Consider the following 19,795-nt stretch of genomic DNA (forward strand, 5'->3'; position numbering starts at 1 on the left):
CCTCCCGGCTACTCGCTAGTGCTCAGACGGTCGCATCCTCCGGAGTCATCCCGTCCGCTCCTCCGAGGCGATGCTGTCCGGGCCGGCGTGGGTCTTGAGGAGGAAGTCGAACTCCATCGTCCTGTAGGGGGCCTTGAAGCCGTGGGCGGCGATGTCCTTCGGGTCGTCATGCAGGACGGTGTCGGACATGCTCACCGTACCACTGGAAGTGGATAATGCGTTCCGATTCGCTGGTTGGGCGGTGCGGGTTATGTCGGGGTGGTGAGACTGGGGGCGCGCTCGGCGGGCACCTGTACATCGGCGGGAGCCTCTTCCGTGTCCAGCCCGGCAGTGAACTTGCTGAAGCGCTCGCGCAGATCGGCGATTCGGTGGTGGCGGATGGTGAAGCTGATCGCCGAGTGGATGGGGGCGCGAGTCCTTACTGTGATCCCAGGACTCGACACGGGGCCGGTCCGCCGCCCCAGTAGCTGTTCGTGACACCAGCTCACCGCACGGGCCCCGGTCTGCGTTGGAGCTGAAGGCTTGGGCATCACGAGGGGTCGCCATGCGGCAGGCCCGCACCACATTCACCAACGAGTGGTCAAGTGGGCAGTATGGATGGACGACGCCAACCGGTGGATCGCCCCGGTGCTCGGCCTTCCCGAACTCCCCTTCGTGGACTTCGGCGACGCACTGCTCCAGGACCGGCCCGACGGGGTCTGCCAACAGCGTCCAGTCGTTCTCGCGGGTCTTGGCGAAGCCCAGCCCTGGGTCGACGATCACCTGGGAGAGGTCGACCCCGGCGGACACCACGATGACCATCTGGTGTTCGACTTCCTTGACGACCTCGCACTCGTCGTCGTAGTCGGCCAGGTCGTCCATGCCCGCGGACTGCCCGCGCCAGTGGCCTGGTTCGGCCCCCGGCCAGCCCCCTTTTGAACAACCGCCAGCCGGGGGCGCCCTCCTCGAGCCGGCTGCATGCTGGTGAGCCCACACCGCTGTCGAGTCCACCGACACGTCCCAGTCGATGCCGCCCGCGGCGTCCTCGGCCGCCTGGATGCGAGGCAGCAGCATCGCCCAGGTTCCATCGGCTGACCATCGGCGATGACGTCTATAGACCGTCTCCCACCTACAGCCAGCCTGATGCCCACACCCCACTCACGTCGTGAGATCCGAGAAACAGCGCCTACCCGCCGTTGGCGGACTGGCCGTTCAAGGCCGGGCCCAGGTCCACCGGGGTGGACGTGGCGTTCGGCGGCGGAGCGAGGACGATCGGGGGCTGGCCGGCGGGCGGGACCGGCGGGGTCATGTCCGACTTGGGCAGCTTCGGCGGGGTGGTCTGCTTGAACAGCGTGGTGTCGAAGTCGATCAGGCCGGTCTTCTCCATCACCGTGATGTGATCCAGGACGGTGTCGTTGGCCTGGTCGGCCAGGGCGCGCACCAGCGTGTTCTTCGTCGTCGAGCGGATCTTTGCCACGGTGTTGAAGATCGAACCGTGCGTCTGGCGAAGAATGTTGGCGAAGTCGATGTCGAACTGCTTGCCGCTGTCCGCCTTGAGGGTGGTGACGAAACCTTCCTGCTGCGGACTGGCCACGTTGGGCAGCGTCACGTTCAGCATCGGCGCGATCTTGCGGCAGGTCTCGTCCAGCGCCGCGTGCCCGTCGATCAGGTGCTGACTGGCGGTGAGGACCCCCTTGCTCTGTCCCTTCTGGAGCCCGATCTGCCCCACCGGGTGCTCCCACAGGCCGGCAGCGCGCACCGCCACCACGAAGGCCCTGTCTCCCTCGGTCAACGGCCCCCACTGGGTGTTGGCAATGATCCGGTCGTTCGAGGTCGACACGGTGTCAACTCCGAGCATCGACGGGTAGATCAGTGCGCCAAGTGTCAGGGCCAGCGCGCCCCCTACGAAGATACCGCCCACCATGTTCAGCGAACGCTGCACCATTCCTCCTGCCCGTCAAGAAATCCGCCGATCCGTCATCGCCCGACTGGGGCGGACGAAGACCATTACGCGCGCGGTGCCGTTCAGGTTCACCCGGCCTGGAAAAAGGGTTCATGAACGGCGCGCGGGAAGGGCGTGAGTGTGCGGGACGACGACACGCGGCGTCTTCGGATGTTCCGGGTGTCAGGCGGGTTCAGGGCGAGCATGGCCGGGCAGTGCGGGTGTCCTGCGGCGCGACCAGGAGCTGGGGGTCGGCAGATCAGGCGTCAGCGCGCTGCCCGGTTCCACGAAGCTGACCAGCCCGGCTTCGGCGATCGGGCGCACCGAGTCCTCGAACACGGCGGTGACGTCCATCATTCTGCGCGGCGGAGAGCCGCGAGCGGAAGATCACCACGGTCGAGGACCTGGAGTGGACCCGCCGGTACCACGACCACGACCCCGACCCGGACCGCCGCGCCTTCGGCGGCCGTGCCGTGATCACCCTGGACGACGGCTCGGTGATCGACGACGAGCTCGCGGTCGCCGACGCTCACCCGGCCGGGGGCCGTCCCTTCGACCGCCCCGCCTATACGGCCATTGCCCAGGTCCTGCTCGATCTCGGCCGCCGCAACCAGCTCCTGGCCGAACGGCTCGCCGGTACGGCCGACGGCCGAGACGCCGGACGGGAGGCCCCCCGCTTGCCGCACGAGGAGATCCGCGACTTCTTCTACCGCCGCCAGAACTACGTGCACGACACCGACCTCGCGGCAGAACGGCTGGCCGAGGAGATCGGCGTCCGCCCGGGCGAGGTCGTAAGGGCCCTCGGCGCGCGCCTCACCGACCGGCATGGCGTGCGACTGGCGGCCGAGACCGGCGAGCGCCTGCACCACTACGACGAGCCGAGCCGGACCCTGTTCCTGTCCACCCGCCTGCGTCCCGGCCAGCGCGCGCTCCGCATGGCCACTCAGCTGGCCCTGCTCGAATACGGCGACGAACTGGACCGCCAGGCCGGCGAGGACTTCCCGCCCGGTTCCTCTGCCCGTGACCTGGCCCGCATCGGCATCGCCAACTACTGCGCGGCGGCGCTGATTCTGCCGTACACCGCCTTTCACTCGGCCGCAGAAGAGGTCCGCTACGACATCGAACGCCTCACCGACCGCTACGGCCTCGGCTACGAGATTGTCTGCCACCGGCTCAGCACTCTGCAACGCCCGCGACTGCGCGGCGTACCCTTCTCCTTCGTCCGCGTCGACCGCGCCGGCAACCTGTCCAAACGGCAGTCCGCCACCGGTTTCCACTTTTCCCGGGCGGGCGGCACCTGCCCGTTGTGGAACGTCTACGAGGCGTTCGCCGACCCCGGCCGCATCCATGTCCAGATCGCCGAGATGCCCGACGGGCAGCGCTACCTCTGGACGGCTCGCGCGATCACCGGTACCGCGGCGGCTGGGGCGAACCCGGCAAGACCTTCGCCATCGGTCTCGGCTGCGAGATCCGTCACGCCCACCGCCTCGTCTACTCCGACGGCCTCGACCTGTCCAGCCCCTCCGCCGCTACCCCCATCGGCATGGGCTGCCGCGTCTGCGAACGCCTCGACTGCCCCCAGCGCGCCGCACCGCCACTCGGCCAGCTCCTGCGGATCGACGAGAACACCAGCACGTTCGTCCCGTATCCAGTGACGGATCGCACGAACTGACCGTACGACGGGCTTGATAGCCTCATCAGGCCAGTCGAGCCACACCCGAGGCCAGGGAATCCGGTGCGAATCCGGAACTGACGCGCAGCGGTGAGGGGGACGGGCGGGGCACAGAACGCCACTGGGAGACCGGGAAGGCGCCCTGTCCGGACGAACCCGAGTCCGAAGACCTGCTGGCACCTTCGCGTCCCGCGCGGAGGGACGTCCGTAGGCCAGGCTCCGCGTACGAGCCCCGACCCCCGAGGCATGCCCGTGCTCCGCACCCCCGCACTTCTCCTCGCATCCGCCGTGCTGCTCACCGCCTGCGGCGGCTCGAAGAGCGGCACCGATGACCCCGGGAAGTCCGCCGCCGCGGGCTACCCAGTGACCATCGACAACTGCGGCCACAAGGTCACCTTGAAGTCGGCCCCGAAGCGGGCCGTCTCCCTGAACCAGGGCACCACGGAGATCCTGCTCTCCCTCGGTCTCGCCGAACGCATGGCCGGCACAGCGACCTGGACCGACCCGGTGATGAAGAGGCTGGGGAAGGCCAACGCGTCCGTGCCACGGCTCGCGGACAACGCGCCCTCCTTCGAGAGGGTCCTGGACGCCGAACCCGACTTCGTCACCGCGGCGTTCGTCTCCACCCTCGGCAAGGGTGGCGTAGCCACTGGGTCGCAGTTCGAGAAGCTGGGCGTTCCGACGTACGTCTCGCCCTCCGACTGTTCGGCGGGCAAGGACAACGACGGCGGTGGCGACGGATCGCGAAGCACACCGCTCACACTCGACGTCACGTACGACGAAATACGTGACCTGGCACGGGCGTTCGGCATTGAGGAACGCGGCGAGAAACTCGTCGCCGAGCTGCGGCAGCGGGTGCGCCAAGCAACCGCCGGGCTGCACGCCTCCGACGTCTCCCTCATGTACTGGTTCGCCAACTCCCAGTCGCCCTACTTGGCCGGCTGCTGTGGCGCGCCGGGCGCCATCACCCGCGCGGTCGGCGCGAAGAATGCCTTCGACGACACCCACGACGAGTGGCCCCAGATCAGCTGGGAGACCGTCGCCGACCGCGACCCCGGCGTCATCGTGATCGGCGACCTGACCCGCAAGCAGCAGACCGCGGAGACTGCGCAGGCCAAGATCCATTTCCTGGAGACCAACCCCGCCACCCGCAACCTGACCGCGGTGAAGAAGAAGCGGTACGTCCTGCTGAGCGGGCAGGCGATGAACCCGTCCATCCGTACCGTCGAAGGGATCGAGAAGGTCGCCGCCGGGCTGCGGGACTTCGGGCTCGCCAAGTGAGCACCCGTCTCCTGCTGATGACCGGCGGCGGACTGGTCGCGTTGCTCGCGTCGGTCGCCGTCGCCGTGACGATCGGGCCCGCCGACATCTCCACGGGCGACGTGTGGGCGTCCGTCGCGGCCCATCTGGGGTTCGGTGACAGCACGTTGGCACCGCTGCGCGACGGCATCGTGTGGAACCTGCGTATGCCCCGCACCCTGCTCGCCGCCGTGTGCGGGGCCGTCATGCAGTCGCTGCTGCGCAACCCGCTGGCCGATCCGTTCGTGCTCGGGGTGTCCTCCGGTGCGGCCACGGGAGCAGTCGCCGTGGTCGTGCTGGGGGTGGGCGGGGGAGTCGTGTCTGTGTCGGCGGGCGCCTTCCTCGGCGCGCTGCTCTCCTTCGTGCTTGTGCTGCTGCTCAGCCACATCCTCGGCGACAGTGTCGACCGTGTGGTGCTGTCCGGGGTCGCGGCCATGCAAATGTTCTCCGCGCTGACCTCGTTCATCGTGCTGACCTCCGCCGACGCTGAGACCACTCGGGGAGTGCTGTTCTGGATGCTGGGTTCCCTCACGGGTGCCGACAGGGACCAGGTGCTGCTCTGCACGGTCGCCCTGGCCGTCGTCCTCCTGGTCTGTCTCGGCCACGCCCGCACCCTGGACGCGTTTGCCTTCGGAGAGGAGACCGCCGCCTCACTCGGAGTCCGCGTCGCCCGCACCCGGCTGATCCTGCTGTGCGTGACCGCGCTGCTCACCGCAGCCCTGGTCAGCTGTGCCGGCGCCATCGGCTTCGTCGGCCTGGTCCTGCCCCACGCGACCCGTGCCCTCACCGGTTCCGGGCACGCCCGCCTCCTGCCGGTCACGGCGCTGACCGGAGCGGTCTTCATGGTGTGGGTGGACACCGTCGCCCGTACCGTCCTCGACCCCCAGGAGGTCCCGGTGGGCGTGGTGACGTCCCTGATCGGTGTGCCGGCGTTCGTGGCCGTGCTCTACCGCGGACGGAGAAGAGTATGACCAGCCTGCACGCGGACCGCGTCGTCCGGCGCATCGCCGACAAGGCACTCGTCGACGGCGTCACCCTCACACTGAGGCCCGGCGAGACCGTCGGCCTGCTCGGCCCCAACGGCTCAGGGAAATCAACTCTGTTGAGACTCCTCGCCGGGACCCTCGCACCCACTGCCGGAGTCGTCACCCTGGACGGACGCCCGCTGCCGGAGGTCGGCCGCCGGGCCACGGCCCGTCGCATCGCCACCGTCGAGCAGCACGCCCACACCCAAACCGAACTGACCGTCCAAGACGTCGTCGCCCTGGGCCGCATCCCCCACTGCCGAGCATGGATACCGCCCACGGCCGCCGACACCGAGGCCGTCACCGAAGCCCTGGCACGCACAGGACTGACCGAACTCGCCGGTCAGTCCTGGCACACCCTGTCCGGCGGCGAACGCCAGCGCACCCAGATCGCCCGCGCCCTCGCCCAGGAACCCCGCGAACTCCTCCTCGACGAACCCACCAACCACCTCGACATCCAGTACCAGCTCGACCTGCTGGATCTCGTCGCGAGCCTGCCGGTCACCACAGTGGTCGCCCTCCACGACCTCAACCTCGCCGCGATGTACTGCGACCGCCTGCTCGTCCTGCGTGACGGCCGTGCCGTCGCGGAAGGCACCCCGGCCGAGGTCCTCACCCCCGCACTCATCGGGCAGGTCTACGGCGTCCGCGCCGAAGTCACCCAGGACCCCGGCCACCCCGTGATCCGCTTCCTGCGGCCGGCCGCCCAGGATGGATCCTTCCGGAAGAGGAGCACGACGAGTGACGTCTCGGCAGCGACCTGAGGAAGGCCGTACAGAGCACACCCCAGCCGAACCGGCACCGTGTCGCATCGTGGTCTGCCGGGACTGCTGCTGCGGAAGTCCGAAAGTGATTGGAGTCGATCACGCTCAGCAGGCCGCGCGCTTGGCAGAGTCCGCCCCCGTACGTATCTCGGCCTGCCTCGACGTATGCGAACACGCCAACGTGATCGTCGTTCAGCCCTCCGCCGCCGGGCGCGCCGCCGGCGCCCGCCCGGTCTGGCTCGGCCTCGTCAACGACCCCGATGCCACCGAGGACATCGCCGCCTGGGTACAGGCCGGGGGCCCCGGCATCGCCCCCTGTCCCGACATCCTCGACCTCTACGTCTTCACCCCGCCCCGAAGGGCGCGATAGGCACGAGAGCCAGTCCGATGGCGCCTTGACAGAAGGAAGCCCGCACTGGCAGGCCATGACATGTGAACAGACAGCTCCATATCGCCACCATGGTTCTCATGGGAAATCCGGACCCGGAGCGGGAGCTCATCCCCCGTCCGGTTGGGACGCCCGAGGCGTCGACGTAGGTGGTGTGCCCGGGTGCCTGTCGCGTGGCTGGTCCGCCGCGTAGGGGCCACGCGCGGTCGGCCGGTCAGCCCAGGAACGGAGGGAGCAGCGCCCTGGACGCACCTCGGCATCCATGGGCGCAGCCGCGTTCGCCTTTTACAGCGCGGCCATGGCCACCGGGCGGCTGACCGGCGACCGGCTCACCGCCGCCTTCGGCGCCCCCGTCCTCGTACGAGCCGGCGGGATCCTCTCCGCAGCCGGGCTCACTGCCGGCGCCGAACCCAAACAGGCCGCCCGGCAACTCGACCACGCAGACGAACTCCTTGCCCAGTCCACAGGCTCCGCGCCCTCCTGGGTGGCCTACTTCGACGCCGCCGAGCACGCCGGAGCCCGGGTCGTAAGCGCCCGAGACCTGACCCATCCAGATCACCGCGGACACCCCGCCAGCCCCCATTTCGAGACAGCCCTGCGCCTACGCGCCCCCGGCTTCGACCGCGTTCGCACGATGGACCGGATCGGTCTCGCGGCCGCTCGCCTTGACGAAGACCAACCCGAACGAGCAGCCGCCGCCGGACAAGGGCAAGAGGCAAACGCCCCTGCGTCGAAGACGACCACGCCATCGCCGGACACCTCCACGAAGCCCACATCGGCACCCGCTTCGCCCACGCCTACGTCATCCCCGTCACCTGACCAGCCTCCAGGCAGGGTGTCCACACCATCAGCCCCGCCGGTGCCCTTTCCCCCAAGGGGCACCGTCGGGGCCGAACACCGTCCAGGTGCGGCTCACTCCTCCTGGCCGTCGTCGTCATCGTCAAGGTCGACGGCGTCCGGGGCGCGCAGGGGCCGCAGCCTGTCGACCGGCTGGGAGGCGGTGAAGCGGTAACGGCCCAGGCAGTTCACATTCCCGTGCTTGAGCGGGGGCAGCCGTGCGACGTCCTCGTCCTTGATGTCGTGGCCCTCGGCACGAACACGCTCGGCGTGCAGGCCCATCACAGCCGTTCCGGTTCCTCCAACGAACCGACGGCGCGTTCCCTCGGGGAACGTCCCGTCTCGCCGAATCGATTTGACGCAGGCCGGCGGCCGGGAACGAGCGGACCGCTCAGTGCGTCGACCGTCTCAACGAACTTTGTCCTTACTGGCCGGGGCCTCGCGGTCGACTGGCTTCGTTGCGAGTCGGCAGCCGGCAAGTCTCCCACCTGTCCGGTTACCAGGTGGTTTGGGGACGGGCGCGGAGTCGGGTCGGCGGCGCGGACGGATCAGCGCAGTCCGGCGAAGAGATCGTTCTCGGGTACGGCCGCACCGGTGGCGTCCTGGACACGTACGAAGGTCTCCATGCCCATCAACTCGCCGAACCTCTCCTTGCCCATCTTGAGGAAGAAGATGTTCTCGCCCTGACTGGCGTGCGCGGCCAGCGCGTCGAACTTCTGAACGCTGAATGCGGTGGTGTCCACCCACGTGGTGATCTCATCGTCGGGGAGGCCGATCTCGGCCATCGCGGCGGCCTCGGCAGGATCCGGCTCCGGCATGTCCTCATGGAACTCGCGCATGATCTCGCCGAACCGCTGCATCATCGAGCGGGGCATCGTCGTCCAGTACACCTTCGGTGTCAGCGCGGTCATCTCCAGCGCCGCCATCGTGATGCGGTGGGCCTGGATGTGGTCGGGGTGGCCGTAGAAACCATTCTCGTCGTAAGTGACGACCACATCGGGTCGGTAGTGCCGCATGAGTTCCGCCAGTCGGGCGGCGCCTTCCTCCACGGGGGTCTGCCAGAAGGATCCGGGGGTGTTGTTGCTCGGCCAGCCCGTCATCCCGGAGTCGGCATAGTCCAGCATCTCCAGATCGCTGACCTTCAGGACGTCACAGCTCGCCTTGAGTTCTTGGCGGCGCATCAAGGCGACGGCCGCCGGATCGTGCCCGGGATCGCCCGGCTTGACACCCCCCGGTCCGTCACCGCAACGGCCGTCGGTACATGTCACGAGAACCGTGCGGATGCCTTCCGCCGCGTACTGCGCGAGGATCCCTCCGGTACTGGTGGCCTCGTCGTCGGGGTGGGCGTGCACTGCCATGAGCGTCAAGGGCCGGTCAGTCATGAAACAGTCCTCCTGCAGAAATGCGTCTTGGTCTGAGTGCGCGGCGGGCGTACCGCGATCCCAGGGCCCGGATCCTGTCGGGGCGGACGACCTTGTGGTCTCCGTGTTCCCCGCCCGTGCGGCGCCGGTCCCTCGGTCGATGCAACAGTGAAGGCCGGACCGGCTGTTCCCGCCGCGGCCGCTTGACCTTCCAGGCGTCGGGTTTCAACGCCAACGAGGTAAAGGCACGACCTGCACGTCTCAGCGCCACGTCGTCTGCGGCGCGAGCCCCGTCGAGCATTCATCCGGCAAGAGCCGGCACCGCCGCCTCAACCGCGGCGGCAACCGGCAAGCGAACGCGGCGCTCTACCGCATCGTGCTCACTCGCCTCCGACGCGAGGAACGAACCCAGCACTACCTCGAACGACGCAGCGCTGAGGGCAAGACCAAACGCGAGATCATCCGGTGTCTCAAGCGCTACGTGGCACGAGAGATCTACCAATACATTCGAGGCGTCTCACTGCCACAACCGGCACCTGGCACCGGTTGACAGCACATAGGGGCATCAATCTCAACACCCACCGGGCCGCCGGGATGCGCGAGTACGCCGCCGAACACGACTGGCTCACCATCGTGCAACTGCCTTCCTACGCACCGGATCTGAATCCGGTGGAAGGTGTCTGGTCACTGTTACGACGCGGCCCGCTGGCCAACGTCGCCTTCACCGACGACGAACACCTCGAACTCACTCTCCGCCGGGGCCTGCGCCATATCCAGCTACGGCCCGACCTCATCGACGGCTGCCTCACCGGCACCGGCCTCACACTCGGTCAACAGCCGACAACACCCCGAAGAGATCAGTAATGGAATCCGAAGGCTGGTACGCGAGCCCTCATCTCGAGCACCTGTCTTCGGGGCGCGAAGCAAGCCTTCGAGTATGCCCGGACCATTGAGTCCTGTGAGTCCTGTGAGTCCTGTTGACAAGACGAGGCCGGCTTCGCGCCCACCCGCAGGGCATCGAGCCACATGACATGACCGTGGATGTGCTTGCACAAGTACAAGAACGGTCGTGACGAGGCAGGTCAGGACGACTTTCGTCGCCAAGGCACCCGCAGGTGGTCACCGATCCATGGATCCGGCTTCAAATCTTGCGCACAAATTCCACACACCCCTCTCTCCAGACGGGCCCCGATGGTCTAGATTGACCGTGCTTCGCATGCTGGGACACGAGTCGACAAATGATGATCTATGGGTCCGGCGATACAGACGGCCAGCAGCCGCGTCTTTGGTGCCAGACGTGGGGGTGATCAATTCTTGGAGCCAGAGAGGGGCTTTGGGTGCGGGGAGCATCCGAGGTTTCGACGGGTTCCCGCGCACCTCAAGAGCCTGGCAGGACATGCGAGTCTGCTGCCGCCAGGGTGGGTTGTTCACGTAGCTCTGAAACAGCCGGGATGTCATGCGCGAGGGGGCGGGGGCCTCCCGAGGGGAGGAACAGCGCGGGGGGCGGGGGCCTCCCGCAGGGGGCGAAACAGTGTTAGGCGAACACGTCGAACCACTGGGGACCTTGGGGGGTTCTGTGCGGCAAGGGGGACTAGTCGGCCCGTTTCCGTCGGCGCGCGGGCGTCTGGCGAACGGCGCAATCAGCCAGCCAGCGATCGAATGGGAGCAGCGGTACCGCCGTGCCGTGATCACCAGCGATACCGTAGCCACCGCCTTCGTGGTGGCGGCGATCGGCAACTTCTTCGGGGCCCGGGACGCGGCCAACTGGCACGAGAAGTGGGGAATTCTCGCATTCGGCACCCAGCTGCTGGTGCTGGGAGCGCTTGCGGTGAGCCGGTCGTGGGCTCCGGCCGTGCTCGGCCAGGGTGCCGAGGAATTCCGCCGGCTCGGGCGCTCGCTGTTCACGGCGACCGTCGTCCTGGCGCTCGGCGGGATCGCCCTGACCTCGCGCAACATCAAGCTCTGGATCTTCGTCGCGATCCCCGCGATCGCGCTCGTCACCATGACCGCGCGGTATCTGCTCCGCCTCTGGCTGCACAAACAGCGCAAGGAAGGACGATGCCTGAGACCGGTGCTCGCTGCCGGGAGCCCGGCCACCGTGCGCGACCTGATCAACCGAACCCGCAAGTTCCCGCACCTCGGCTGGCGGGTGGAGGCGGTGTGCACGACGGACGGTCGCGGGCTCGACGGTGACCAACTGGACGGAGTGCCGGTCATCGGCCTGCTGGAGGACGTCGCCAAGCACGTCCGCCACGACGGCTACCGTGTCGTCGCGGTCACACCGGACCCGCACTGGTCACCGGACCGGCTGCAGCGGCTGGCCTGGAACCTCGAAGGCAGCGACGCCGAGATGATCGTGGCCCCCGTGCTGATGGAGGTGGCCGGCCCGCGGCTGCACGTCGACGCGGTGCTCGGGATACCGCTGCTGCGGGTCAGCATGCCGACCTTCACCGGAGGCCGCCGGGCGATCAAAGGGGTCGTCGATCGGATGGGCGCGGCGATCCTGCTGATGCTGTTCGCGCCGCTGATGGTCCTCGTCGGGCTGCTCGTGCTGGTGGACAGCCGGGGCGGGGCGTTCTACCGGCAGCGCAGGGTCGGCAAGGACGGCCGCGAGTTCACCATTGTCAAGTTCCGCACCATGGTCGCCGGAGCCCACGGGGCACGTGCGGAGCTGGCCGACCGCAACGAGGGCGCGGGCCTGCTGTTCAAGCTTCGCCGGGATCCGCGGGTGACCCGGCTGGGAGCAGTGCTGCGCCGGTACTCGCTCGACGAGCTCCCGCAGCTCTTCAACGTGCTCACCGGATCGATGTCGCTCGTCGGTCCGCGGCCTCCGTTGCCGGAGGAGTCCGCCGCGTACGGCCCGGACATCCGACGGCGGCTGCTGGTCAAGCCTGGGCTCACCGGCCTGTGGCAGATCAGCGGACGCAGCGACCTGTCGTGGGAGGAGGCGGTCCGGCTGGACCTGCGGTACGTGGAGGACTGGTCGCTCGCCCTGGACACAGTGATCTTGTGGAAGACGCTGCGTGCGGTGCTCTATGGGCAGGGGGCCTACTGATGCGCGGGAGTCGTCGTCCGGCCGACGCGCGGACCGCAGGCCGACAGGGCCTGCCTGGGGGAGGAACGGGTCATGAGAGTCAGCGTTTTCGGGCTCGGCTACGTGGGCTGCGTGTCGGCCGCGTGCCTGGCCAGCATGGGTCACGAGGTCATCGGGGTGGACGTGAACCAGGTGAAGGTCGACCTGGTCAACGACGGCAAGGCCCCGGTGGTGGAGGAACGTATCGGCGAGCTCATCGCCGAGGTCGTGCGGACCGGAGCGCTACGCGCCACCGGCGACGTCCACGAGGCGATCACGGGCAGTGAGGTGTCGCTGGTCTGCGTGGGCACGCCGTCGGAGCCCAACGGCAGCCTGTGCACCACGTATCTGGAGCGGGTCACCGAGCAGATCGGCGCCGCGCTGGCCGAGCGGGGTGGGCGGCAGACCGTCGTGTTCCGCAGCACCATGCTCCCAGGCACCTGTCTGAACCTGCTGGTGCCGATCCTGGAGAAGAGCGTCGGCGGCACGGCCGGGGTGGACTTCGGGGTCGCGGTCAACCCGGAGTTCCTGCGCGAGGGCACGAGCGTGCGGGACTTCTTCGACCCGCCCAAGACCGTCATCGGCGAGCTCGACCCGGCAAGCGGCGACGCGGTGACGGCGCTGTACGACGGCTTGCCCGGCGAGGTGTTCCGGGTGCCGGTCCCGACCGCCGAGGCGATCAAGTACGCGGACAACGCGTTCCACGGCCTCAAGATCGGCTTCGCGAACGAGCTGGGCGCGGTGTGCCAGGCGCTCGGGGTGGACTCGCACCAGGTGATGGACGTGTTCCTGGCCGACCGCAAGCTGAACATCAGCCCCGCCTACCTGCGGCCCGGCTTCGCCTTCGGTGGCTCCTGCCTGCCCAAGGACCTGCGCAGCCTGGTCCACGCGGCGCAGCGGGCCGACGTCTCGGTGCCCATCCTCTCCCACGTACTGGCCTCCAACTCCGACCATCTGCAGCGCGCGGTGGACCTGGTCGAGCGCACCGGCAAGCGCCGGGTGGGCCTGTTCGGGCTGTCCTTCAAACCCGGCACCGACGACCTCCGCGAGAGCCCGCTCGTCGAGCTGGCGGAGAGGCTCTTCGGCAAGGGCTACGACCTCAAGATCTACGACGCCAATGTGAGCCTCTCCCGGCTGCTCGGCGCGAACCGCGAGTACATCGAGAGCCGGCTGCCGCATCTCGCGCAGCTGCTCGCGGAGTCCGTCGACGAGGTGCTCGAGCACGCCGAGGTGTGCCTGGTCGGGACCAGGGATCCGGCCGTGCTGTCGGCGCTGCCCCATAAGGGCGGACCGGTGATCGTCGACCTCATCCGCCTTCCCGACGCCGAGGCGCGCCGGGCCGAACCGGGGTACATGGGCCTTGCTTGGTAACGCGACCAGCGGCGACGGGACGAACCGTCGCGCGCTGATCCTGGTGGAGAACCTCTCGGTGCCGTTCGACCGGCGCGTGTGGCAGGAGTGCACGACGCTGCGCGACGCGGGCTGGGAGGTGCACGTCATCTGTCCCCGGGGGGAGAAGCGGGACACGGAGCCGGAGGCGGTGATCGACGGGGTGCGGATCCACCGCTACCCGTTGCGCGCGGCCACCGGAGGGCCAGCCGGCTACCTGCGGGAGTACGGATCGGCGTTGTGGCACACGGTCCGGCTGGCCCGCAAGGTCGGCCCGGTCGACGTGGTCCACGCCTGCAACCCGCCCGACCTGCTGTTCCTGCCGGCACTGTGGCTGAAGCGGCGCGGCGCGCGGTTCGTCTTCGACCAGCACGACCTGGTACCCGAGCTGTACCTCTCCCGGTTCGACCGCGGCGAAGACCTGCTCTACCGCGCCGTGTGCGCGCTGGAACGGCGGACCTACCGGGCCGCGGACATCGTGCTCGCCACGAACGAGAGCTACCGGGACGTCGCGCTGCGCCGTGGCGGCCGGCGGCCGGAGGACGTCTTCGTGGTGCGCAGCGCGCCCGCGACCGACCGGTTCCAACCGGTGCCGCCGGAGCCGGAGTTGAAGCGCGGCAAGCCTCATCTGTTGTGCTACCTCGGCGTCATGGGCCCTCAGGACGGCGTCGACTACGCCTTGCGGGCCCTCGCGAAGCTGCGCGACGAGCTCGGACGGACCGACTGGCATGCGGTCTTCGTCGGCGCCGGCGACGCCTTCGACGCGATGGTGGAGCTGTCCCAGCGGCTCGGCCTCTCCGAACAGGTGCAGTTCACCGGGCGCATTCCGGACGCCGACCTGGTGCGCTACCTGTGCACCGCGGACGTGTGCCTTTCCCCCGACCCGCGCAATCCGCTCAACGACGTGTCGACCATGAACAAGGTCCTGGAGTACATGGCGATGGGGCGGCCGATCGTCTCGTTCGACCTCCGGGAGGCGCGCGTCTCCGCCGGTGACGCTGCCGTCTACGCGCCCGCCAACGACGAGGCTCAGTTCGCCAAGCTCATCGCGCTGCTCCTTGACGATCCGGAGAAGCGGGCCCGGATGGGCAAGATCGGCCAGGAGCGGATCAGCGGCCCGCTCTCCTGGCAGAACTCGCAAGCGTCGCTGCTCGCCGCCTACGCCGCCGCCTGCCGGGACCATGCCCCGGTGTCGGCGGGTGGGCCGGTCCGTACGGGGAAGAGGCCGCGCCATTGAGTGATGACACGATCCGCCTGGTCACGATCGGACGGATTCTTCGTCGGCGGTGGCGGCTCCTCGCCGTACTCGCCGTGGTGGGTGCGCTCGTCGGCTACGGCACCTCGGTGCTGCTGTTTCCGCCGCGGTACACGGCGGCGGCATCGGTACTGCTGCCGGGGCAGTGGGAGGAGCGCGAACTGCTGACTCAGGTGGACATCGCGACCAGCTCGGCGGTGGTCGACCGCGCGGCCGCCACGCTCGGCTGGAAGGGCGTCAGCGGCGCCGAACTGCGGGATCAAGTGAGCGCCAAGGCCGACGACGGGAACATCATCAAGATCTCGGGTACGGCTGACACCCCGGAGCGCGCGCAACGGCTCTCCGACCAGGTGGCCCAGCAATTCGTCACCTTCGCCGCGCGCATCGCGGGCGGCAGTGCCGACCCCGCAACGGCTACCGGGACCGAGGCGCTGCGGAAGAAGGTGGCGGAGACCAACCGCCGCATCACCGACCTGGCCAATGCGGCCGATCCGGGGCAGACCGTGGAGAGCGTGCAGGCCCGCACCGAGCTCGAGGGCCTGCGCACCGCGCTGCAGGACGCCATCAAGAAACTGGACGAGGCCGACCCGGCGACCAACAAGGCCAGCATGGTCGTCATGGGGCCGGCGCCCCGGCCGACTGGCGCGGCAGCGCCGACGAGGATGCAGCTCATCGTCGGCGGGGCGCTGCTGTTCTTCCTGCTCGCGGTCATCGGCCATCTCGCCGCCGCACGGGTGAGTCGCCGGCTGCGCACCGAACCGCAGATCGCCGCGGCGCTGGGCTCGACGCTCCTCGGCGCCGTCGATGTGCCCGGTGAACGGCGCGCGCACCGGTCGAAAAGCCATGGCTCACGGGCCCGGATGCGCCGACTTCTCGGCGTTGACGCCCGGTGGGACATACCGAGCCCGCAGAGGTCAGGCGACGAGGCCGACAGGCGGATCCGCTACCGGCGGGTGTGCACTCGCCTGCGGGACCGGCTACCGGCCCCCCGGCGGCTGCTGGTTGTCGTACCGGAAGGCGACGAGGTCGCCCGCCGGGCCGCCGGGCAGCTCGTCGCCGAGGCCAAGAGCGATCCGCTGCTGCGGACGGTGGAGGTTTCGGTGGACCGGCCGATCGTGCCCGACCGCGACACCGAGTCCGGTGCCCTGGTCGTCCTCAGCGCGGGCAGCTGGACCGCGGAGGAGCTCGCCGGCATCGCCGAGGCGTGTGCGGACGGCGGGCATGAGGTCGTCGGCATCGTCGTCGCCGGCACGGTCCGCACCCGCCCGACGCGGACTGCCGGCCGTCCTTCGGACGAGGCCACTTTGGCGCTCGCGGTTCACGGCCACGCGACGGGAGATTCAGCGTGACGACGAGCACGACTTCGGAGTCGTCGGCCGCCACTCCGCTCCTGGACCTGCAGGCGCTGGTGGTCGCGGTCCGCAGACGCCGCCGTCTCTGGAGCGCCATGGCGCTGCTCGGACTGCTGATCGGCGCGGCGGTGGCGGTCCTGCTGCCGCCGTCGCCGACCGCGGTGACCAAGGTGCTGGTCGCGCATCAGGAGGACCAGGCGAACGACACCGGAACGCTGATCCGCACCGACGTCCAGCTGCTGGGGACCACGCAGATCGCCGACCAGGCCCTGCGGTCCCTCAAGTCCCCGGAAAAACCGGAAGACTTCATGCGGGACTACCGGGGTACCGGATTGACCAACAACGTGCTCCAGATCGATGTGGCAGGTGACACCGACGCGGAAGCGGTGGCCCGGGCCAAGGCACTGGCCGATGCGTTTGTCGCGGACCATGTGAAGCGGATACGGGACATCGCGGACGCCGAGGCCAAGGCCCTGCTCGACCAGCGTGACCGCATGCAGACGGAGCTCGCCGAGGTCAACAAGGAGATCGGTGGCCGATCGCCGGACAGCGATCCGAAAGCGTCGGCGAGCATCGAGTCGCTCTTCGCCCGCCGGGCCGAGCTCACTTCGCGGATCGACGACTTCGGTCAGCGCGCCGAGGAGGCGCGCATCGGCACGCCCCAGCTCATCGTCGGCACGCAGATCGTGGACGCCCCGCGCGCGGTGCGGCACTCCCTGCCCAAGGCCGCCGTCACCAACGCCGTGATCGGACTCGTTCTCGGGCTCTTCCTCGGGCTCGCGCTGGCCGCGGTCGGCGTGGTGGTGGCAGACCGCCCCGTGCTGCGCCGGGACATCGCGGCGAACCTCGGCGCCTCGGTCATCGCGGAGTTGCCCCGCCGGTCGGGCAGGCTGTGGCAGCGCCGACGGACCCGGGTGGCACGCGAACGGCTCACCACGACGCTGGCCCGCACCGTGCGCGGCTCCGCGGAACCGCTGTCGCTGCTGGAACTGGGCTGCGCGCGCAGCACGAGCGTGATCGCCCTGGGCCTCGCCCGGGCACTGGCGGCGGACGGGCCAGTGGTCGTCATCGACGGTCTCCCCGGCCCGCAGCTCGCAGGCCGCAGCCCGAAACCAGGAGACCCCACCGTGGTCAGCGGCGAACGTGCCGCGGCCGTGTCGCCTCAGGAGCACCGGATCGGCGTCGGCTCGGTGGCGCCCGGCACGGCGTGGACCGACCTCCAGTACCTCGGCACCCAGACCGTGCTCGTCGTGCGTGCCGGGCACGGCAGCGCCGCATGGCTGCACACAGTGGCGCGGCAGCTCGCGGACCAGCGCATTCCGGTGATCGGTGTGGTGCTGATCGACCCCGATCCGCGTGACCGGACCGACGGCACGCTGTGGGACGGGCTGCACACCGCGCTGCGCGGCCAGATCGAGCTGCTGGCCCGACAGAACGGGACGGGCCGGCGGCGGGCTGAGCGGCTGCCGATGTGGGCGGCACGGGTCCCGGACGACGACCAGGAGGTGCGGTAGGACATGTGTGGCATCGCAGGCACTTACCGATGGCCGGACGGAAAGGTCGTGACCGACCGGCTCACCGACACCCTCGCCCACCGCGGCCCGGACGGCGCGGGCCGTTACGGCCACCCCGTCGGTGACGGCGAAGTGCAGCTCGGGCACCGCCGGCTGGCCATCATCGACCTGTCCGAGACCGGCGCCCAGCCGATGGTCTCGGACGGCCTCGCCCTGACGTACAACGGCGAGCTGTACAACGCGCCCGAGCTGCGTGCCGAGCTGGCAGCCACCGGGGTGCGCTTCCGCGGTACCTCCGACACCGAGGTACTCCTTGAGGCCTGGCGGCGCTGGGGCACGGACTGCCTGCCCCGACTGCGCGGCATGTTCGCGTTCGGCATCTTCGACGAGCGAACCGGTGACCTGGTGCTCGCCCGCGACCAGCTCGGCATCAAGCCGCTGTTCCTGCTCCGGCGCGGCGGGGGCCTGATGTTCGCCTCCGAGCTCAAGGCGCTCGCCGCCGCGACCGGCGGGTCGCTGCAGGTGGACCATGCGGCGCTGGTGGCCTCACTGCTGTACTACTGGGTGCCGGACTCGCGCTGCGCGTTCCGCGAAGCGGAGAAGCTGCCGCCGGGGAGCTGGCTGAGGTGCCGGCCCGACGGCCGGGTGGAGCGCGGCCGGTTCTGGAACCTGAAGGACGTCGCCGCCGAGGGCCGGGAGCGGGCCCGGGCCGGCGAGCAGCCGGACCTCGCCGCCATCGTCGAGGAGTCGACCCGGCGCCACCTGCTCTCCGACGTACCCGTGGCGACCTTCCTCTCCGGCGGCCTCGACTCCAGCTACCTGACCGCGCTGGCGGCCCGCCACCAACCCGGGATCTCCGCCTACACGATCGGCTTCCGCGCCGAGGACGCCAAGTTCGAGGCGATGCCGGACGACCTGCGCTATGCCCGGCAGGTGGCCGAGCGGTTCGGCGTCGACCTGCACGAGATCGAGATCGCCCCGAACGTGCTCGACCTGCTGCCGCAGATGACGTACCACCTGGACGAGCCGATCGGCGACCCCGCCGCGATCAACACGTACCTGATCTGCTCGGCCGCCCGGGAGGCCGGGGTCAAGGTGATGCTCTCGGGGATGGGTGCCGACGAGCTGTTCGCGGGGTACCGCAAGCATCTGGCCAACCTGCTCGCGCTGCGCTACCAGCGCGTCCCGCGGCCACTGCGCCGCGGGGTGTCCGGGGTCGTGGACCGGCTGCCGGTCGCCACGTCCCGCCGGGGGTATCGGTCGGTGCGCTTCGCGAAGCGGTTCCTCTCCTTCGCCGATCTGCCGGAGGAGACCGCGTTCCGGCGCAGCTACACCATGTACGACCAGGACGAGCTGCTCGCCCTTCTCGATCCGGACCTGGCCGGGACGGTCGACGACGTGCTGAGCGAACATGCGGACGTCTACCAGGACAACGACCTCGACGACTTCGTCAACCGCATGTGCCTGACCGACGCCCGGATGTTCCTGCCGGGCCTGAACCTCACGTACACGGACCGGTCGAGCATGGCGGCGTCGACCGAGGTACGGGTGCCGTATGTGGACGTCGAGGTGGTCAAGGCGGCGTTCGCCGTGCCCGGCGATCGCAAGATCGTCGGACGACAGGGCAAGGCCGTCCTCAAGGAGGCGGCCACCTCGATCCTGTCCCGGGAGATCGTCTACCGGCCCAAGGGCCTGTTCAGCGCCCCGTTGCGCGCCTGGATGAGCCGGGATCTGGCACCGCTGGTGCGCGAGGTGGTCAACGACGGCCTGCTCGTCAATTCCGGGCTCCTGCGCCGCGACGCCCTGGCGCGCATGGTCGCCGAGGACGCCGCCGGGCAGCGGGACTTCTCCAAGCATCTGTGGCATGTGCTGACCCTCGAGTACTGGTATCGCGGCGCGACCTCTGGCTCCGGCCAGAGCCAAGCGGCTTGACGGCGTTTAAACA

At 69.4% G+C, this 19,795-nt stretch carries 16 protein-coding genes, 5 pseudogenes and 1 riboswitch; of the genes and pseudogenes, 13 read left to right on the plus strand and 8 right to left on the minus strand.

Going from position 1 to position 19,795, the window contains the following annotated elements; genetic code table 11:
- Positions 1-45 precede the first annotated feature (45 nt).
- The 5 genes and pseudogenes from OG819_RS29500 to OG819_RS29520 form a co-directional block, all read right to left on the minus strand.
- Positions 46-189: a hypothetical protein gene (locus OG819_RS29500; RefSeq protein WP_266652958.1), complete on the minus strand. Its 144-nt coding sequence runs from the start codon at positions 187-189 to the stop codon at positions 46-48.
- Between the two features lie 570 nt (positions 190-759).
- Positions 760-861, minus strand: a pseudogene (locus OG819_RS29505) (hypothetical protein); the annotation flags it as partial.
- 75 nt (positions 862-936) lie between these two features.
- A pseudogene (locus tag OG819_RS29510) lies at positions 937-1,050 on the minus strand (transposase); the annotation flags it as partial.
- Between the two features lie 115 nt (positions 1,051-1,165).
- Positions 1,166-1,924 carry a DUF4142 domain-containing protein gene (locus tag OG819_RS29515; RefSeq protein WP_266622687.1) on the minus strand — a complete coding sequence of 253 codons (759 nt, stop codon included), beginning with the start codon at positions 1,922-1,924 and terminating at the stop codon, positions 1,166-1,168.
- A 180-nt stretch (positions 1,925-2,104) separates the two neighbouring features.
- Positions 2,105-2,278: a hypothetical protein gene (locus OG819_RS29520; RefSeq protein WP_266622685.1), complete on the minus strand. Its 174-nt coding sequence runs from the start codon at positions 2,276-2,278 to the stop codon at positions 2,105-2,107.
- Positions 2,279-2,493: 215 nt separating this feature from the next.
- On the opposite strand from OG819_RS29520, the pseudogene OG819_RS29525 reads away from it, so the two are divergent.
- From OG819_RS29525 to OG819_RS29545, 5 genes and pseudogenes are all read left to right on the plus strand, one after another.
- A pseudogene (locus OG819_RS29525) lies at positions 2,494-3,593 on the plus strand (short-chain fatty acyl-CoA regulator family protein); the annotation flags it as partial.
- A gap of 14 nt (positions 3,594-3,607) precedes the next feature.
- Positions 3,608-3,786, plus strand: a riboswitch (cobalamin riboswitch).
- Between the two features lie 53 nt (positions 3,787-3,839).
- Positions 3,840-4,874, plus strand: coding sequence for an ABC transporter substrate-binding protein (locus tag OG819_RS29530; protein WP_266651581.1), 1,035 nt, complete (start codon positions 3,840-3,842; stop codon positions 4,872-4,874).
- On the plus strand, positions 4,871-5,863 hold the full coding sequence (locus tag OG819_RS29535) for an iron chelate uptake ABC transporter family permease subunit (protein WP_266651583.1): 993 nt from the start codon (positions 4,871-4,873) through the stop codon (positions 5,861-5,863). Before OG819_RS29530 ends, OG819_RS29535 begins: the two co-directional genes overlap by 4 nt.
- Complete coding sequence (locus OG819_RS29540; RefSeq protein ID WP_266651585.1) at positions 5,860-6,681, plus strand: ABC transporter ATP-binding protein; 822 nt, start codon at positions 5,860-5,862, stop codon at positions 6,679-6,681. The genes OG819_RS29535 and OG819_RS29540 overlap by 4 nt, the downstream gene beginning before the upstream one ends.
- Entirely contained in the window at positions 6,629-7,051 is a 423-nt protein-coding gene (locus tag OG819_RS29545; protein WP_266622682.1) for a (2Fe-2S) ferredoxin domain-containing protein, read from the plus strand. The genes OG819_RS29540 and OG819_RS29545 overlap by 53 nt, the downstream gene beginning before the upstream one ends.
- 232 nt (positions 7,052-7,283) lie before the next feature.
- On the opposite strand, the gene OG819_RS29550 is transcribed toward OG819_RS29545, so the two are convergent.
- From OG819_RS29550 to OG819_RS29560, 3 genes and pseudogenes are all read right to left on the minus strand, one after another.
- On the minus strand, positions 7,284-7,628 hold the full coding sequence (locus OG819_RS29550) for a hypothetical protein (protein WP_266622680.1): 345 nt from the start codon (positions 7,626-7,628) through the stop codon (positions 7,284-7,286).
- Positions 7,629-7,981: 353 nt separating this feature from the next.
- Positions 7,982-8,170 (minus strand): annotated as a pseudogene (locus OG819_RS29555) (hypothetical protein); the annotation flags it as partial.
- Positions 8,171-8,454: 284 nt separating this feature from the next.
- Positions 8,455-9,288, minus strand: a complete 834-nt coding sequence (locus tag OG819_RS29560) for a PIG-L family deacetylase (protein WP_266651590.1) — start codon at positions 9,286-9,288, stop codon at positions 8,455-8,457.
- 163 nt (positions 9,289-9,451) lie between these two features.
- On the opposite strand from OG819_RS29560, the gene OG819_RS29565 reads away from it, so the two are divergent.
- The 8 genes and pseudogenes from OG819_RS29565 to asnB all read left to right on the plus strand — a co-directional run bounded on the left by OG819_RS29565 (position 9,452) and on the right by asnB (position 19,782).
- The gene (locus OG819_RS29565) at positions 9,452-9,817 is read left to right on the plus strand and encodes a transposase (RefSeq protein ID WP_323138234.1); all 366 of its coding nucleotides are present in this window, start codon (positions 9,452-9,454) and stop codon (positions 9,815-9,817) included.
- Between the two features lie 17 nt (positions 9,818-9,834).
- A pseudogene (locus tag OG819_RS29570) lies at positions 9,835-10,131 on the plus strand (transposase); the annotation flags it as partial.
- A gap of 712 nt (positions 10,132-10,843) precedes the next feature.
- Complete coding sequence (locus tag OG819_RS29575; protein ID WP_266622675.1) at positions 10,844-12,322, plus strand: sugar transferase; 1,479 nt, start codon at positions 10,844-10,846, stop codon at positions 12,320-12,322.
- 72 nt (positions 12,323-12,394) lie between these two features.
- On the plus strand, positions 12,395-13,711 hold the full coding sequence (locus tag OG819_RS29580) for a nucleotide sugar dehydrogenase (protein ID WP_266622674.1): 1,317 nt from the start codon (positions 12,395-12,397) through the stop codon (positions 13,709-13,711).
- Complete coding sequence (locus OG819_RS29585; protein ID WP_266622673.1) at positions 13,701-14,966, plus strand: glycosyltransferase family 4 protein; 1,266 nt, start codon at positions 13,701-13,703, stop codon at positions 14,964-14,966. The genes OG819_RS29580 and OG819_RS29585 overlap by 11 nt, the downstream gene beginning before the upstream one ends.
- Positions 14,963-16,333, plus strand: coding sequence for a Wzz/FepE/Etk N-terminal domain-containing protein (locus OG819_RS29590; RefSeq protein ID WP_266651592.1), 1,371 nt, complete (start codon positions 14,963-14,965; stop codon positions 16,331-16,333). The genes OG819_RS29585 and OG819_RS29590 overlap by 4 nt, the downstream gene beginning before the upstream one ends.
- On the plus strand, positions 16,330-17,850 hold the full coding sequence (locus OG819_RS29595; protein ID WP_266622670.1) for a Wzz/FepE/Etk N-terminal domain-containing protein: 1,521 nt from the start codon (positions 16,330-16,332) through the stop codon (positions 17,848-17,850). Before OG819_RS29590 ends, OG819_RS29595 begins: the two co-directional genes overlap by 4 nt.
- A 3-nt stretch (positions 17,851-17,853) precedes the next feature.
- Positions 17,854-19,782 (plus strand): asparagine synthase (glutamine-hydrolyzing), encoded by a 1,929-nt coding sequence (gene asnB, locus OG819_RS29600; protein WP_266622668.1) that lies wholly within the window; start codon positions 17,854-17,856, stop codon positions 19,780-19,782.
- Positions 19,783-19,795 lie beyond the last annotated feature (13 nt).

It is taken from the genome of Streptomyces sp. NBC_01549 (assembly GCF_026339955.1).
Taxonomy (GTDB): Bacteria; Actinomycetota; Actinomycetes; order Streptomycetales; family Streptomycetaceae; genus Streptomyces.